Source organism: Rhizobium sp. R339 (assembly GCF_002211395.1).
In the GTDB taxonomy this organism is placed as follows: domain Bacteria; phylum Pseudomonadota; class Alphaproteobacteria; order Rhizobiales; family Rhizobiaceae; genus Rhizobium.
The window spans coordinates 95,313-110,557 of the sequence record NZ_LOKV01000012.1; the positions used below are offsets into that span (position 1 = coordinate 95,313).

Below are 15,245 nucleotides of genomic sequence, written 5' to 3' on the forward strand. Positions count from 1 at the left end.
GTGGCAGTAAAGCAGATTTTTCATTTGCGACAACAAAAAATGCCGCCGCGCCTTTTCTTTCTGCAACTGGCCGCAACAGGCCGAGAGTGCCGAAGACACTTCCCGGCCCCTGCTCCTAAGCCTCAGGCGATGCCGCCAAGGCAGACATATTTGATTTCGGTGAATTCCTCGATGCCGTATTTCGAGCCCTCGCGGCCGAGGCCGGAAAGCTTGACGCCGCCGAAGGGCGCTTCGGCCGTCGAGATCAGCCCGGTATTGACGCCGACCATGCCGTATTCCAGCGCCTCGGCCACCCGGAAGACCCGGGCAAGATCCTTGGCGTAGAAATAGGAGGCAAGGCCGAATTCGGTGTCGTTGGCCTGGGCGATGACGTCGGCCTCGTCCTTGAAGCGGAAGAGGGGCGCGACCGGCCCGAAGGTCTCTTCCTTGGCGACCGCCATGGCAGGAGTGACGTCGGCGAGCACGGTCGCCTCGTAGAAGCGTCCGCCGAGCCGGTGGCGACGGCCGCCGGCAACGACCCGGCCGCCCTTCGACAGCGCATCGGCGACATGCTCCTCGACCTTGGCAAGGGCAGACTCGTCGATCAGCGGGCCGAGATTGATGCCTTCGTCGAAACCATTGCCGGTTTTCAGCGCGCCGACCGCTTTCGCCAGCTTCTCGGCAAAGGCGTCATAGACGCCCTCCTGCACATAGAGCCGGTTGGCGCAGACGCAAGTCTGGCCGTTGTTGCGGAACTTGGCGATCAGCGCGCCTTCGACCGCCGCATCGAGATCGGCATCGTCGAAGACGATGAAGGGGGCATTGCCGCCGAGCTCCAGCCCGAGCTTCTTGATGGTCGGGGCGCTCTGTCGGTAAAGCTCGGCGCCGACTTCGGTCGAGCCGGTGAAGGTCAGCTTGCGCACGATTGGGCTTGCGGTCATCTCGCCGCCGATGGCGCGGGCCGAACCGGTGAGCACGCTGAACAGGCCCTTGGGCAAGCCGGCGCGCTCGGCGAGGATGGCGATGGCGATCGCCGAAAACGGCGTCTGCGAGGCCGGCTTCAGCACCATGGCGCAGCCGGCGGCAAAGGCCGGTCCCGCCTTGCGGGTGATCATCGCATTGGGGAAATTCCACGGGGTGATCGCCGCGACGACGCCGATCGGCTGCTTCATCACCAGGATGCGCTTGTCCTTCTGATGGCCGGGCACGATGTCGCCATAGACCCGGCGGGCCTCCTCGGCAAACCATTCGATGAAGCTGGCGCCATAGGCGATCTCGCCCTTGGCTTCGGGAAGCGGCTTGCCCTGTTCCGCCGTCAGGATGCGGCCGAGATCGTCCTGATTGTCCATCATCAGCTCGAACCAGCGCCGCAGGATCACCGCGCGTTCCTTGGCGGTGCGCGCCGCCCATTCCTTCTGCGCCACCTCGGCTGCAGCAATCGCCGCCCTGGTCTCGGCAGCCCCGAGATTGGGAACGCGGCCGAGGATCTCGCCGGTCGCGGGATTGTCGACGGCGATGCCGTCTTCCCCGGCTTCGATCCACGCGCCGCCGACCAAGGCCGCCTGGCGGAACAATGTTGCGTCCTTCAATTGCATGACTGTCTCCTCAGATGAATTTCTTTTTCGAGTCGCGGCGATGCTCTAACTCTTTTCGCATTTGCGCAATTCCGGAGTGGGAAATCTCTGCGCAGTTTTTCGGGAATTGTTCCGGCCGATGCCGAGCCCGAGCGCCAGTCATTCATGAGCTGGTTCGATAACTGCATGCAAGAATTCTCATCTACTCATCCGCGCCCGCCGGCCTACCTCTAAAGCTGCCACCAATCCCGCCCACCCGCCTGAACGGGCGCCTCCCACGATGAAGTGGAGCTGACATGCATAGCGATCAACTTGAAATCTCCCGCCGGGACTTACTTATCTCGTCGGCTGCGGCAGTCGCAGTCACCGGGGCCGCGACGGTCGCGGCGGCTCAACCCGCTGGGAGCGACATGGCTCTGACCTCCAAACTATCCCTCACCGTCAACGGCAAGCGCCACGACATCGAAATCGACAACCGAACCACGCTGCTCGACGCCTTGCGCGAAGATCTTCACCTCACGGGCACGAAGAAGGGCTGCGACCACGGCCAATGCGGTGCATGCACCGTCATGGTGGACGGGCGCAGGATCAATTCCTGTCTGACGCTCGCCGTCATGCATGACGGCGATCAGGTGACGACCATCGAGGGGCTGGGGCAGCCCGGCGACCTTCACCCGATGCAGGCGGCTTTCGTCAAACATGACGGTTTCCAGTGCGGCTATTGCACGCCGGGACAGATCTGTTCCTCCGTGGCGGTGCTCGAGGAGATTAAGGCGAATATCCCGAGCCACGTCACCGGCGATCTCACCGCGCAGGCGCAGGTTACGCCCGCCGAGATCCGCGAGCGCATGAGCGGCAACATCTGTCGCTGCGGCGCCTATTCGAACATCCTCGACGCCATCGTCGAAGTCGCGGGGACAAAAGCATGAGAGCCTTCACCTATGAGCGTGCGGCGACGATCGAGGCCGCCGCCAAATCCGCCGCCGCCAATCCGAACGCCAAATTCATCGCCGGCGGCACCAATCTTCTCGATCTGATGAAGCTGGAGATCGAGACGCCGACGCATCTGATCGACGTCAACGGCCTTGGCGTCGACAGGATCGAAGCCACACCGGAAGGCGGGCTGCGCATCGGCGCGCTGGTGCGCAACACCGATCTTGCCGCCCACGAAACCGTGCGGCGCGACTATGGGCTTCTGTCCCGCGCGCTCGTCGCCGGCGCTTCCGGCCAGCTGCGCAACAGGGCGACCACGGCAGGCAACCTCCTGCAGCGCACGCGCTGTCCCTATTTCTATGACACTAACCAGCCGTGCAACAAGCGCCAGCCGGGCAGCGGCTGTTCGGCGATCGGCGGCTTCAGCCGCCAGCATGCCGTCGTCGGGACGAGCGAAGCCTGCATCGCCACTCATCCGAGCGACATGGCGATCGCCATGCGGGCGCTCGACGCCGTCGTCGAGACCGTCAAGCCGGACGGCAGCCGCCGGTCCATACCGATCGCCGAGTTTCATCGCCTGCCGGGCGACACGCCCGATATCGAGACGGTGCTCGAACGCGGCGAGTTCATCGCCGCGGTTCTTCTGCCTCCGCCGATCGGCGGCCGGCAGATATACAGGAAGGTTCGCGACCGCGCATCCTACGCTTTCGCGCTGGTTTCCGTCGGAGCGGTCATTCAGCCGGATGGCACCGGGCGCGTCGCCGTCGGCGGTATCGCCCACAAGCCCTGGCGGGTCGAGGCGGCGGATGCCGCGCTTCCGAAGGGAGCAAGGGCGGCGGCCGCGGCACTTCTGGCCGACGCCCGCCCGACCGAACAGAACCGATTCAAGGTCGATCTTGTCGAGCGCACGCTCGGCGCGGTCATCGCCGAAGCCAAGGGATGAGATGACATGCAGTTCGATACGCCAGCAACGACCAATCCGATCGACCGTCTCAAGATCGTCGGCCAGCCGGTCCACCGCATCGACGGCCAGCTGAAGACCACCGGCCAGGCCAAATATGCCTATGAATGGCATGATCCGAACATGCCTTATGCCTACGGATATCCGATCGGTTCCGGCATCGCCAAGGGCCGCATCAAGTCGATCGACGTCTCTGCCGCGAAGAAGGCGCCGGGCGTTCTCGCGGTCGTGACCGCGCCCGAGGTCGGCGAGCGCAAGAAGGGGCAGTTCAACACCGCCAAGCTCTTCGGCAGCGAGGGGATCCAGCACTATCACCAGGCGATCGCCGTCGTCGTCGCCGAGACCTTCGAGCAGGCCCGCGCCGCTGCGGCGCTGGTCAAGGTCGATTACGCCGAGGAGAAGGGCGTCTTCGATCTCAGGGCGGCGATGGCCTCCGCGGTGAAGCCGGAAAGCGGCGATCCCGATACATCAGCCGGCGATTTCGAGGCGACCTTCAAGGCGGCACCCGTCACCGTCGATCAATCCTATACGACGCCGGACCAGTCGCATGCGATGATGGAGCCGCATGCTTCGATCGCCGCCTGGAACGGGGACGAGCTGACGATGTGGACGTCAAGCCAGATGATCGACTGGTGGCGCTCGGATCTGGCGGCAATGCTCGACATCGACAAGGAAAAGATCCATCTGATGTCGCCCTTCATCGGCGGCGGCTTCGGCTCGAAGCTGTTCCTGCGGGCCGACGCGGTGCTGGCGGCCTTCGGCGCCAAGGCGGCGGGGCGGCCGGTCAAGGTGGCGCTGCCGCGGCCGTTCGTCATGAACAACACCACGCACCGGCCGGCGACGATCCAGCGCATCCGCATTGGCGCCGAGCGCGACGGCAAGATCACGGCGATCGCCCATGAGAGCTGGTCGGGCGACCAGGCCGGAGGCCAGCCGGAGACGGCCGTCAACCAGACCAGGCTGCTTTATGCCGGCGCCAACCGCATGACGGCGATGCGGCTGGCGACGCTCGATCTTCCCGAAGGCAACGCCATGCGGGCCCCGGGCGAGGCGCCCGGCATGATGGTGCTGGAGATCGCCATGGACGAGATGGCCGAGAAGCTCGGGCTCGACCCCGTCGAATTCCGGATCGTCAACGATACCCAGGTGGATCCGGAAAAGCCGGAGCGGCCCTTCTCGCATCGCAATTTCGTCGGCTGTCTAAAGCTCGGCGCCGAGCGCTTCGGCTGGAGCAGCCGCGGCAAACCCGGTTCGCGCCGCGAAGGCAACTGGCTGATCGGTACGGGCGTTGCGGCGGCCTTCCGCAACAATCTGCTGCTTCCGTCAGGCGCGCGCGTCCGCCTCGACCGGGAAGGCGTCGTCACCGTCGAAACCGATATGACCGATATCGGCACGGGCAGCTACACCATCATCGCCCAGACGGCGGCCGAGATGATGGGCGTCGGTATGGACAAGGTCGCCGTTCAGCTCGGCGATTCCCGCTTTCCGGTGTCCGCGGGCTCCGGCGGCCAGTTCGGCGCCAACTGTTCGACGGCGGGCGTCTATGCCGCCTGCGTCAAACTGCGCGAGGCGGTCGCCCAGAAGCTCGGCCTCAACTCCGAGGATATCGTCTTCGAGAACGGCGAGGTCCGGTCGGGCAACCGATCGGTGCCGCTCGCCGAGGCAGCGGGTCCCGAGGGGCTGGTCGGCGAGGACACGATCCAATGGGGCAATCTGGCGGAGACGCATCAGCAGTCGACCTTCGGCGCGCATTTCGTCGAAGTCGGCGTCGATGTCGCCACCGGCGAGACCCGCATCCGCAGGATGCTCGCCGTCTGCGCGGCGGGCCGGATCCTCAACCCGATCACGGCGAGGAGCCAGGTGATCGGCGCGATGACCATGGGGGCCGGCGGCGCGCTGTCGGAGGAACTTGCGGTCGATACCCGCCACGGCTTCTTCGTCAATCACGATCTTGCCGGCTACGAGGTTCCCGTCCACGCCGACATCCCGCATCAGGAGGTGATCTTCCTCGATGAGACGGATCCGATGTCCTCGCCGATGAAGGCGAAGGGTGTCGGCGAACTCGGGCTCTGCGGCGTCGCCGCCGCAATCGCCAACGCCATCTACAACGCGACCGGGGTGCGGGTCCGCCATTATCCGATCACGCTCGACAAGCTGATCGGCGGTCTGCCCGATGTCGCATAGCGTAACCGGCGTCTCGATGCGGACCGCCATCCCGGCGCCGGTCAGGGCGCTTTCGACCGACGACCCGGCCGAGATCCTCGGCTTCGCCGCCGCTTGCCTCAGAGAGGGCGGCGAGGTGGCGCTCGCGACCCTGGTCGAGATCAGGGGCGGGGCGGCGCGCGCGCTCGGGTCGCATGTGGCGGTGGCGGCGGACGGCCGCTACTGCGGCTATGTCTCCGGCGGCTGCGTCGAGGCGGCCGTCGCCGCCGAAGCGCTTCTTGCGATGTCGGAGGGCCGCGACCGGTCGGTGATATTCGGCGAAGGCTCGCCCTTCTTCGATATCGTCCTTCCCTGCGGCGGCGGCATCACCGTCGCCATTCATCTGCTGCGGCAGGCGGGCGCGATCGAGCGCGTCCTCGATCTCATCGACAAACGCCAGCCGGCGGGGCTGCGCTACAATCCGGAACGGCAGTCGCTAGAGATTGCCGAGCCGCCGCAGCGAACGCATTGGCAGGCCGGGGATTTTCTGACGATCTACCGCCCGCGCACCCGCGTGGTCATCTCCGGACAGACGCTGGAGGCGAGGACGGTCGCCCGTCTCGCCGCAGCTGCGGATTTCTATGTGCACGTGCGCGAGCCAGGCGAGGCCGGGGGGCATATCGGGAATATCGATGCCTATACGGCGATCGTCTTGCTGCATCACGATCTCGACCAGGAAGCGCCGGCACTCGAAGCGGCGCTCGACTCGGAAGCCTTTTACGTCGGGGCACTCGGAAGCACCAGAACACACCACAGACGCATCGAGCGCCTGCGAAAGCGCGGCTTCGGCAGCGGCGATCTCGACCGCATCAGGGCGCCGATCGGGATATTCGGCCCGACGCGGGATTCGACGTCGCTGGCGCTGTCGATCCTCGCCGATGTCGCGACCTGCCGGCTGGCGGCCTATGGCTGATCCGCCGCCGCAGGTTTCTTCCGTCGCCATCGTCATTCTGGCGGCGGGACAATCGAGCCGGATGGGCGGCGCCCATAAGCTGCTTGCCGAATTCGGCGGCATGCCGCTGATCCGCCGCTCGGCGATCACCGCCAGCAATTGCGAGAGCCATTCCGTCATCGTCGTGACCGGCTACAGGCATGCCGAGATCGAGGCGGCAATCGCCGATCTGCCCGTCAAGCTCGTGCACAATGCCGAATTTTCCTCCGGCATGGCACGCTCGCTTGCCCTCGGTGTCGCGGCGGCCGAGGCCGATCAGCCGGATGGCATCATGATCATGCTTGCCGACATGCCTGCCTTGACCGCGCCCGATCTCGACGCCCTCATCGCCGCTTTTCGCAGTTGCGGTGGCCGATCCATCGTCCGCGCCACGGCAGGAGGCAGGCTGGGCAATCCGGTCATTTTCCCCCGCGCGCTTTACGCGGCTTTGAAAAGCCTGACGGGGGACAAAGGCGCGCGCGAACTCATAAAGGGTTCCGGCTTGCCCATCGCCGATATCGAGATCGGCGACGGCGCCCTCATCGATGTCGACACGCCGGATGCGATCGAAGCTGCGGGCGGAATTCTGCGCCGCTGAAAGAAGTGCGTTCACGATTTCGCGGAGATCGCACTCAGTTCTTCGAGATCGAGATCCCGTTCCAGCTCATGCAGCGTCTCGTCGTCAATGTCTCCAGCGCGGTGCAGCCGGATGAGTTCGCGCCGGCCGGTGGCGACGGCTTCGAGGACCAGATCGAAATGGGCCTGAAGCAGGGGCGTATAATGTTCCGTGCGGGCGGCATAATCGACGATCGATACGGCACGGCGCTGATATCTCTCCAGCAATTGCGGATGGATGAGTTTGCCGTCGCCGTCATAGGCTCGGCTTTGCACGGTCGCAAACTGTGCCTGGGCCATGGCAGCCTCGGCCTGGCTCATGGTGAGCCGGGCTTTTTCCGATTCCGGTTCGGTCAGCCTCGCCCAGCCAATCACATATCCCAATGTGGTGCCTTGCAGGAGAACGGTTCCGAGGATGACGGCGAAGGAGGTGACCAGGATGAAATCGCGGCCGGGGAAGCCGGCGGGCACGCTGAGCGCCAGTGCCAGCGTGACCACGCCGCGCACGCCGGCCCAGCCGAGCACGGTGGAGCCGCGCAGGCCGAGCGGCGTGTAGCGCCGGAGACCGAACGCATTGCAGAGCCTGATGACGAGATCGGACCCGAACACCCAGGCGAAGCGCGCGAGCGTCAGCGTGATCAGGATCGCGAGCATCGGCCAGCCCATGGTGGCGATCACCACGTCGAAACCGCCGCCGCGCTCGACGACGCCTCTCAGCGAAAGGCCGATGAGGATGAAGACGGCGGCCTCCATCAGGAAAACCACGACCGTCCAGAAGGACGTGCCGCGCATGCGGGTGGCGGCGGAGAGAACGGTATGCTGGTGCCAGCTCGCGATCAGCCCCGTCGTCACCGTGGCGATGACGCCGGAGACGTGAACGAATTCGCCGAGCAGATAGGAGGTCCAGGAGAGCAGGACGGTGGCGGCGATGATGAGGTACTCGTCGCCAAGCCGGCGCACGAGCAGAACCCAGGTCGTGCCGACGACGATGCCGATCAGCGCGCCGCCGGCTGCCAGCACGAAGAAGCTGCCCGCCGCCTCGCCGATGCTGAAGGCGCCGGTCACGCCGGCGGCAATGGCGAAACGGAAGAGAACGAGGCCGCTCGCATCATTGAGCAGGCTTTCGCCTTCGAGCAGGATCTGCAGCCGCCGCGGCAGCCGCACCCGCTCCAGCACCGCGCGGACGGAAATGGCGTCGGGCGGCGAGACGATCGCCCCAAGCGCGGCGCAGGCGGCCCAGGGCAGCGATGGAAAGAGCAGATGGGTCACCACGGCGACGACGACGCAGGTGAAGAGGACCGCGCCGATGGCAAGCGAGCCGATGCCGATCATGTGGCGGCGCAGCCGCCGGAGCGCTATCGACCAGGCGCCGTCCATCAAAAGTGGCGGCAGGAAGATCACCAGCACCAGCGCCGGATCGACCTCGATGGTGGGCAGCCCCGGCACGAAGGCGAGCAGCGCCCCGCCGGCAAGCAGTGCGACGGATGGCGGCAGGCCGAGCCTGTGCGCGGCGTAATGCAGCGCGATGATCGCGACGAACATGCCGATGACAAGCTCGAACAAATGTGTCGGGTCCATGCGCCTCAGCCTCTAAATGGTTTTGACTATGGTCTTATTACAAAGCGCCTCTTGCCGAAACGCAAACAGGTGCAAGCTCTATCGGCGGTAACGCAGCGCGTCGAGCACGGCAAGGAATGCCGGCGAGGACTGGCGGCGGCTCGGATAATAGAGGTGGAAGCCGTCCCAATGCGGCGAATATTTCCGCAGCGTACGCCGGAGGCGGCCGTCCTCCACATAGGGCAGGATGATATCCTCGGGAATATAGGCGAGACCGAAGCCGTCGAGCGCCGCGTCCAGCACGTCGAAGATATTGTTGAAGCCCACCTGGCCGTCGACCCGGATCCGGAGCTCCCTTCCGTCTTCCTCGAACTCCCAGACGTAGAAGGCGCCTGATGTCGGCAGACGGAAATTGATGCAGCGGTGGTCGACGAGATCCTGAGGATGCAGCGGTTCCGGGTGGTTTTCGAAATAGGACGGCGCGCCGACCACGGCGAGACAGAAGTCGGGGCCGATGCGCGCCGAGATCATGTCCTTCGCCAGGTGCTCGCCCATCCGTACGCCGGCGTCGTAACGCTCCGTGACGATGTCGGTCAGGCCGTTGTCGAGCGCGAGCTCGATCTTCACATCGGGATAGTCGGGAAGAAACTTTCTAAGCTTCGGCCATAAGACATGCCTGATCGCATAATCCGAGGCGGCGATGCGGATGGTGCCGGCCGGCTTATCGCGCAAGGCGCTCAGCGCATCGACCTGCATTTCGATCTCGTCGAAATGCGGCCCGATGCCCTCGAGCAGGCGTTCGCCGGCTTCGGTCGGCGAGACCGCGCGCGTCGTGCGGGTCAAAAGCCGCACGCCGAGCCTCGTCTCCAGCTGGCGGATGGTGTGGCTGAGCGCGGATTGCGAGACGCCGGATTTGGCGGCCGCCCTCGTGAAGCTCCGTTCCCGCGCCACGGCCACGAAAGCCATAAGATCGTTGATGTTCTCACGCGCCATTCATGAATCCTCTTCATGTGATTGCGCCCGTTATAGCGGTTGGATGATTGATGGAACAGCATTTGATGGCGGCCCGCAGTAACGGCGCAATCAAAGATTTGCGAAAGCTCGTCCGCATTCATGAGCACAGCTCATTGCGGCATGCGATCTGGACCCCCTAATCAGGAGGAACGGCTTCGTTTATCTCTCGCGGCATCGATCCAACATCAATTTTGTCACGCGCCCGCCCGCCTGTTGTGGCGAGGATGGAGAGCCTCCATCGCGGGCAAGCCACCGCTCAACGACCCGATATAATCCGCCGAAGCGCTAGAGGCAGCCCGGCGGACGAACGGGGTTGGGCGACCATTCAGCATCGAGGATAAAATGCAGCTGCAACTCTCTTCCGAAACTGCCGAGATCGAAACCCCGGCAGCCGCCTGGGGCGCGGTCTTCGCGCTGTCGCTCGGCGCCTTCGCGCTTGTTGCTTCCGAGTTCATGCCGGTCAGCCTTCTGACGCCGATCGCGGCCGATCTTGGGATATCCGAAGGTCAGGCCGGACAGGCTATTTCCGTCTCGGGCGCCTTTGCGGTGCTGACGAGCCTGTTCATCACATCCGTGGCCGGGCGCATCGATCGCAAGGTGCTGCTTCTGGCGCTGACGGGCGTCGTGATCGTTTCGGGAACGATCGTGGCGATTGCCCCGAACTATGAAATCTTCATGGTCGGCCGCGCTTTCATCGGGGTCGCGATCGGCGGGTTCTGGTCGATGTCGGCGGCAACGGCGATGCGGCTGGTGCCGGAGCATCAGGTCTCGCGCGCATTGGCGATCTTCAACGGCGGCAATGCACTGGCGACGGTGATTGCCGCGCCACTCGGCAGTTTTCTCGGCGGGGTGATCGGCTGGCGGGGCGCCTTCTTCTTCGTCGTTCCGATCGCCGCCATCGTCTTCGTCTGGCAACTGATCAGCCTTCCCTCGATGAGAAGCGAGACGCGGTCCGGTTCGGCCAATGTCTTCACGCTGCTGAAGCGCCCCGTCGTCGCTTTCGGGATGGCGGCCGTGGGGATCTTCTTCATGGGGCAGTTTGCGCTCTTCACCTATATCAGGCCGTTTCTCGAAACCGCAGCCCATGCCGGCGTGTCCACGCTGTCGCTGATGCTGCTGACGATGGGGGTCGCCGGCTTTATCGGCACCACGCTCATCGGCGGCTTCCTGAAGGAAGGCCTTTACCGGACGCTGATCACCATACCGCTGCTGATGGCGGCGATTGCATCGGCACTGATCGCCGTTTCCGGCGGGCTCGCCATGACGGCGCTTCTGCTCGGTGTCTGGGGCCTGTTCGCGACCGCCGCACCCGTCGGCTGGTGGACCTGGGTGGCTGAGACGCTGCCCGATGATGCCGAAGCCGGCGGCGGGCTGATGGTGGCGATCGTCCAGGTCGCGATCACGGCGGGCGCGGTGGTCGGCGGTCTGCTGTTCGACATGAGCGGCTACAAGCTGACCTTCGCCGTTAGCGCCGTGCTGCTGCTTGCCGCCGCCGCACTCGCGCTCCTGACGCTCAGAAGCAAGCGGGCCGATCTTGGCTGACGATCCCGGCGCCGCTTACTTCCCGCCCGGGGCCGCGCCCTTGCGCACTTCGTCCTCCATGACGATCCCGTTCAGCGCCGCGACATGGTCGCTCAGCATCGGCACGTAATCATCGCCATGACCGGTCGCTTCGACATGTGTGTAATAATGCCGGGCGGCCGACGCCATGACTGACATGACCTGCGCGTCGGCGGCCATGTTGTTGATGTAGCGCAGATCCTTCGCGGCATTGGAGATCGCGAATTTATGGGCGTCGCGATCACGGTCGACGACATAGCGCATGAAGGTTTCGAAGAAGCCGTTGCCAAGGCGGCTCGGGCCGATCACCTCCCGGATCATCTGCGGGGAAATGCCGATCTTGGCGCCGAGCGTCACGGCTTCGGAATAGAGCGCGCCGTAGCTCATGCCGATGAAGTTCATCAGCAGCTTCATCTTGTGGCCGCTGCCGACGGCCCCGGTCCGGGTGATCCTGCCGGCCCAGCATTCGATGACGGGCCGGACGCGCTCGAACAGCGCGTCGTCGCATCCGACCATGGCGTCCAGCGTCCCTTCCTCCGCCTCCTTCGGCGTGCGTCCGAGCGGCGCATCGACCATGTGCATTCCTCGCGACGTGAGCTCGGCGGCAAGCTTTGCGGTCGAGCCGGGATCGGCGGTCGACGTATCGATGACGATGAGGCCGGGTCTGGCGCCGGCGAGAATGCCATCCTCCGCGCCGATCACCGCTTCAACCTGCGCCGAGGTGGAGAGGCAGATGAGGATGATATCGCATCGTTCCGCCATATCCCTCGGGCTCGCGGCCTCGCTCGCGCCCATCGACAGCAGGCTTTCGACGGGTGTGCGGTTGCTGCGGCCGCGCACCCACAATTCATAACCTGCCTTGCGGATATTCTTCGCCATGCCGTGGCCCATGAGACCCAGGCCGATGAAGCCGATAACCGGTTTGTCACCCATGATCTTTCCTTTCGCTCATGCGAGGTTGATGGATCCGATGCTTATCGATGGCGGGCGAGCCACGACATGTCGGGGTTGGCGACATCGCGCGGCAGATATTCGGCGCCGATTGGGTGCTTCCAGCCGAGTTCCGCGACCCGCTGCAGCACGTAGCCGTAATCGAGCTCGCCATGATCCGGCGTTCCGCGGTCGGGCACCGAGGCGATCTGGACATGGCCGATCAGCGGCAGCAGCGTCTCGAAGCGGCGCGTCACGTCGCCCTCGATGATCTGGATATGATAAAAGTCGAACATCAGTCGGAGGTTAGGCCTGCCGACCTCGCGAATGATGTCGGCGGCCTGCTGCGTGCCGTTCAGGAAATAGCCGGGCGCATTGTATGGATTGAGCGGTTCGATGAGGATGGTGACCGCATCGCCCGCGACATCGCAGGCATAGGCGAGGTTCTCGCAGAATGTGCGCCGGGCACGTGGCCCGCTGGAATTGCCGGCCATGACATGGACGGCCGATGCGGAAAGCCCGGCGGCATAGGCTAGCGCTTCGTCGATGGCTGCCCGCGCATCGGCTTCCCGCCCGGGCAGGGCGGAAAGGCCGTTCTCCCCGATCGCGGTGTTGCCGCGGCTGGTGTTGAGCCCGAGCATCGGAAGACCGGTTTCCTCGAGCGCCGCCTTCGTCGCCGCAACGGGCACGCTGTAGGGCCAGTGGCATTCCACCGCGTCGAAGCCGGCGGCCTTGGCCGCGCGGATCGCATCGGGAAGGGGACGGTCGGTCCAGAGGAAACCGAGATTTGCGGAGAACCTCATGCGTCCCACTCCACATTGAAATGCGTGACGATATCGCCGACCTGAGCCTTGTTCAGGAGGCGCGGGCGGCAGCCGCAGGTGAGCACCGCGAGCCGGGCATTGGCTTCCAGCTCCTCGATCGCATTGCAGGCCGCTTCCACATCCTTGCCGGCGACGACCGGCCCGTGATTGGCGAGCATGACGGCGGAGCGCTTTCCGGCAAGCCCGCGCACGGCCTCGCCCATGGCAGGATCCCCGGGCCGGAAGAAGGGCAGGAGCTTCACCCGGCCGAGCTGCATGACGGCATAGGGGGTGAGCGGCGGCAGAAAATCGTCTTCATCGACATCGGGCATCAGCGACCACGCCACAGCATGGCACGAATGCAGATGGACGACGGCGCCCGCCTGGCTGCGGGTATCGTAAAAGGCGGTGTGCAGCGGCATTTCCTTGGTCGGCTGGTCGCCGCTCAGATGCCGGCCTGCCGCGTCGAAGCGGCTGAGACGGGCCGGATCGAGCCGCCCGAAGCTGGAGCCCGTCGGCGAGACGAGCAGCCCGCCATCCGCCATGCGTGCCGATATATTGCCGGTCGAGCCATGCGTCAGGCCACGGTCGAACAGCGATTTGGCCAGGGTGCAGATGAGTTCGCGCAGGCGGGTTTCGTCGGTCATCTCTCGAGCACCTCAAGGGCCTTGGCGAAAAATTCTTCGCTGCCGAAATTGCCCGATTTCAGGGTGATGGCGACATCGCGGCCTGCCGTGCGGGCAAAACACCAGGGCACACCGGGCGCGATCTCGGCACCGATATCGAGCCTCGATATGGCGAGGCTCTTGGTGACCGCCCCCGACGTCTCGCCCCCGGCGACGACGAAGCGCCGGACGCCGAGATCCCTGGCCCTGGCGGCGCAGGCGGCAAGCGTCGCTTCGACGAGCGCACCGGCGCGTTCGGTGCCGAGCTTCTCCTGCGCGGCGCGCACCGCATCCGGCGCGGCGGTGGCATAAATGATTGGCGTGCCGGCCAGATCCTGGCGGGAGAGCCAGTCGAGTGCGGCCCCATTACCGTTCTCGGCAAGATCGAGCGGGTCGAGTTTCAGACTTGGCCGTCCCTCGGACAGAAAGGCCGCGACCTGGCGATTGGTCATTGCCGAGCAGCTGCCGGAAAGAACGATGGCGGGGCCTGCCTCGAAGCGATGCGCGCGGTCGGCTTCGTAGCGCTTCAGAAGGCCTTGCTTCAGCCAGATCTCCGGCAGCGGCATGGCAATGGCGCTGCCGCCGGTCAGCAGCGGCATGTCGTGGCAAGCCTCTGCGATGAGAGAGAGATCGTCATTGGCAACGGCGTCGACGACGACATGGACGACGCCGTCGTCCATGAGCTGCGCGAGCCTGTTGCGCAATGTCGCCGCTCCCTTCGCCACCGCATGGCGGTTGGCAAGGCCGACCGGCGATGTCACTTGCGGTGCCAGCAGGCGCAAGAGGTTCGAATCGCGCATCGGCGTCAGCGGATGATCTTTCATCGGGCTTTCGGCAAGCGGCTGTTCGCCGACGAAAAGATTGCCCATGAAGATGGAGCGGCCGTTTTCGGGAAAGGCCGGGCAATAAATCGTCTGCTTCGTTCCGAGCGCCGTCATCAGCGCTTCCGCGACCGGGCCGATATTGCCCTGCGGCGTCGAATCGAAGGTCGAGCAATATTTCCAGAAGAACCGCTCGGCGCCGGCCCGGCGAAGCCAGTCGAGCGCGGCCTGCGTCTCGGCCACGGCTTCGTCGACCGGCGCTGTCCGGCATTTCAGCGCGATGATTTCCAGCGGCGCGGTATCGGCGGGCGGCTCCTGCGGCACGCCGATCCTCAACGATACCCGCACACCCGATCGCGCCAGCAGCCCGGCGAGATCGGTCGCGCCGGTGAAATCATCTGCAATCGCGCCGAAATATGTCGTCATGGACTCCGCCCGCTCCAATGATTGCGACCAATCGCCAGATCAATCACCCATATCCGGCAGTTTTCAAGCCCACATGTCGTACAAATCGGAGTCCTCCGGGCCGAAATTCGATGGTTCAAACCTGCGCATTGTTGCTTTCGACACGTGGGAAACAGCATTCAGTTCAAAAATTCGCGAGCGGGCGGCGGCGATTTTATCGGTGCCGGATATGGAAGATTCCGTGCAACCTCTTCGGGAGTGACGGACTAAGGATTTTTCTCGTCTAAAAGATGAC

14 protein-coding genes are annotated in these 15,245 nt (G+C 64.8%); 7 read left to right on the top strand and 7 right to left on the bottom strand.

Annotation, left to right across the window (positions count from 1 at the left end; translation table 11 throughout):
• Nucleotides 1-122 precede the first annotated feature (122 nt).
• Nucleotides 123-1,574 carry an NADP-dependent succinate-semialdehyde dehydrogenase gene (gene gabD / locus ATY76_RS14730; protein WP_088675489.1) on the bottom strand — a complete coding sequence of 484 codons (1,452 nt, stop codon included), beginning with the start codon at nt 1,572-1,574 and terminating at the stop codon, nt 123-125.
• A gap of 275 nt (nt 1,575-1,849) precedes the next feature.
• Between gabD and paoA the strand changes: the two genes are divergently transcribed.
• From paoA to ATY76_RS14755, 5 genes are read left to right on the top strand one after another with little or no spacing between them, the layout of a single operon-like run.
• Nucleotides 1,850-2,482: an aldehyde dehydrogenase iron-sulfur subunit PaoA gene (paoA, locus tag ATY76_RS14735; protein WP_088675490.1), complete on the top strand. Its 633-nt coding sequence runs from the start codon at nt 1,850-1,852 to the stop codon at nt 2,480-2,482.
• Entirely contained in the window at nt 2,479-3,429 is a 951-nt protein-coding gene (locus ATY76_RS14740; protein WP_088675491.1) for a xanthine dehydrogenase family protein subunit M, read from the top strand. Before paoA ends, ATY76_RS14740 begins: the two co-directional genes overlap by 4 nt.
• Nucleotides 3,430-3,435: 6 nt before the next feature.
• Complete coding sequence (gene paoC, locus ATY76_RS14745; RefSeq protein WP_088675492.1) at nt 3,436-5,631, top strand: aldehyde oxidoreductase molybdenum-binding subunit PaoC; 2,196 nt, start codon at nt 3,436-3,438, stop codon at nt 5,629-5,631.
• Nucleotides 5,621-6,562 (top strand): XdhC family protein, encoded by a 942-nt coding sequence (locus ATY76_RS14750; RefSeq protein WP_088675493.1) that lies wholly within the window; start codon nt 5,621-5,623, stop codon nt 6,560-6,562. The genes paoC and ATY76_RS14750 overlap by 11 nt, the downstream gene beginning before the upstream one ends.
• Entirely contained in the window at nt 6,555-7,178 is a 624-nt protein-coding gene (locus tag ATY76_RS14755) for a nucleotidyltransferase family protein (protein ID WP_088675494.1), read from the top strand. Before ATY76_RS14750 ends, ATY76_RS14755 begins: the two co-directional genes overlap by 8 nt.
• A gap of 11 nt (nt 7,179-7,189) precedes the next feature.
• Here ATY76_RS14755 and ATY76_RS14760 read toward each other — a convergent pair whose 3' ends face one another.
• Nucleotides 7,190-8,773 carry a Na+/H+ antiporter gene (locus tag ATY76_RS14760; protein ID WP_088675495.1) on the bottom strand — a complete coding sequence of 528 codons (1,584 nt, stop codon included), beginning with the start codon at nt 8,771-8,773 and terminating at the stop codon, nt 7,190-7,192.
• Nucleotides 8,774-8,851: 78 nt separating this feature from the next.
• A complete protein-coding gene (locus ATY76_RS14765; protein WP_088675496.1) occupies nt 8,852-9,745 on the bottom strand; it encodes a LysR family transcriptional regulator in 894 nt (297 codons plus the stop codon).
• A gap of 363 nt (nt 9,746-10,108) precedes the next feature.
• On the opposite strand from ATY76_RS14765, the gene ATY76_RS14770 reads away from it, so the two are divergent.
• Nucleotides 10,109-11,308, top strand: coding sequence for an MFS transporter (locus ATY76_RS14770; protein WP_088675497.1), 1,200 nt, complete (start codon nt 10,109-10,111; stop codon nt 11,306-11,308).
• Nucleotides 11,309-11,323: 15 nt separating this feature from the next.
• On the opposite strand, the gene ATY76_RS14775 is transcribed toward ATY76_RS14770, so the two are convergent.
• From ATY76_RS14775 to otnK, 4 genes are read right to left on the bottom strand one after another with little or no spacing between them, the layout of a single operon-like run.
• Nucleotides 11,324-12,259, bottom strand: coding sequence for an NAD(P)-dependent oxidoreductase (locus ATY76_RS14775; RefSeq protein WP_088675498.1), 936 nt, complete (start codon nt 12,257-12,259; stop codon nt 11,324-11,326).
• A gap of 41 nt (nt 12,260-12,300) precedes the next feature.
• Nucleotides 12,301-13,059: a TIM barrel protein gene (locus ATY76_RS14780; RefSeq protein ID WP_088675499.1), complete on the bottom strand. Its 759-nt coding sequence runs from the start codon at nt 13,057-13,059 to the stop codon at nt 12,301-12,303.
• Nucleotides 13,056-13,706 carry an aldolase gene (locus ATY76_RS14785; RefSeq protein WP_088675500.1) on the bottom strand — a complete coding sequence of 217 codons (651 nt, stop codon included), beginning with the start codon at nt 13,704-13,706 and terminating at the stop codon, nt 13,056-13,058. The genes ATY76_RS14780 and ATY76_RS14785 overlap by 4 nt, the downstream gene beginning before the upstream one ends.
• Entirely contained in the window at nt 13,703-14,971 is a 1,269-nt protein-coding gene (otnK, locus tag ATY76_RS14790; protein ID WP_088675501.1) for a 3-oxo-tetronate kinase, read from the bottom strand. The genes ATY76_RS14785 and otnK overlap by 4 nt, the downstream gene beginning before the upstream one ends.
• On the opposite strand from otnK, the gene ATY76_RS33240 reads away from it, so the two are divergent.
• Nucleotides 14,970-15,212, top strand: coding sequence for a hypothetical protein (locus ATY76_RS33240; RefSeq protein WP_141105019.1), 243 nt, complete (start codon nt 14,970-14,972; stop codon nt 15,210-15,212). The two genes, otnK and ATY76_RS33240, sit on opposite strands and share 2 nt — an antisense overlap.
• The last annotated feature ends 33 nt before the right edge of the window (nt 15,213-15,245 follow it).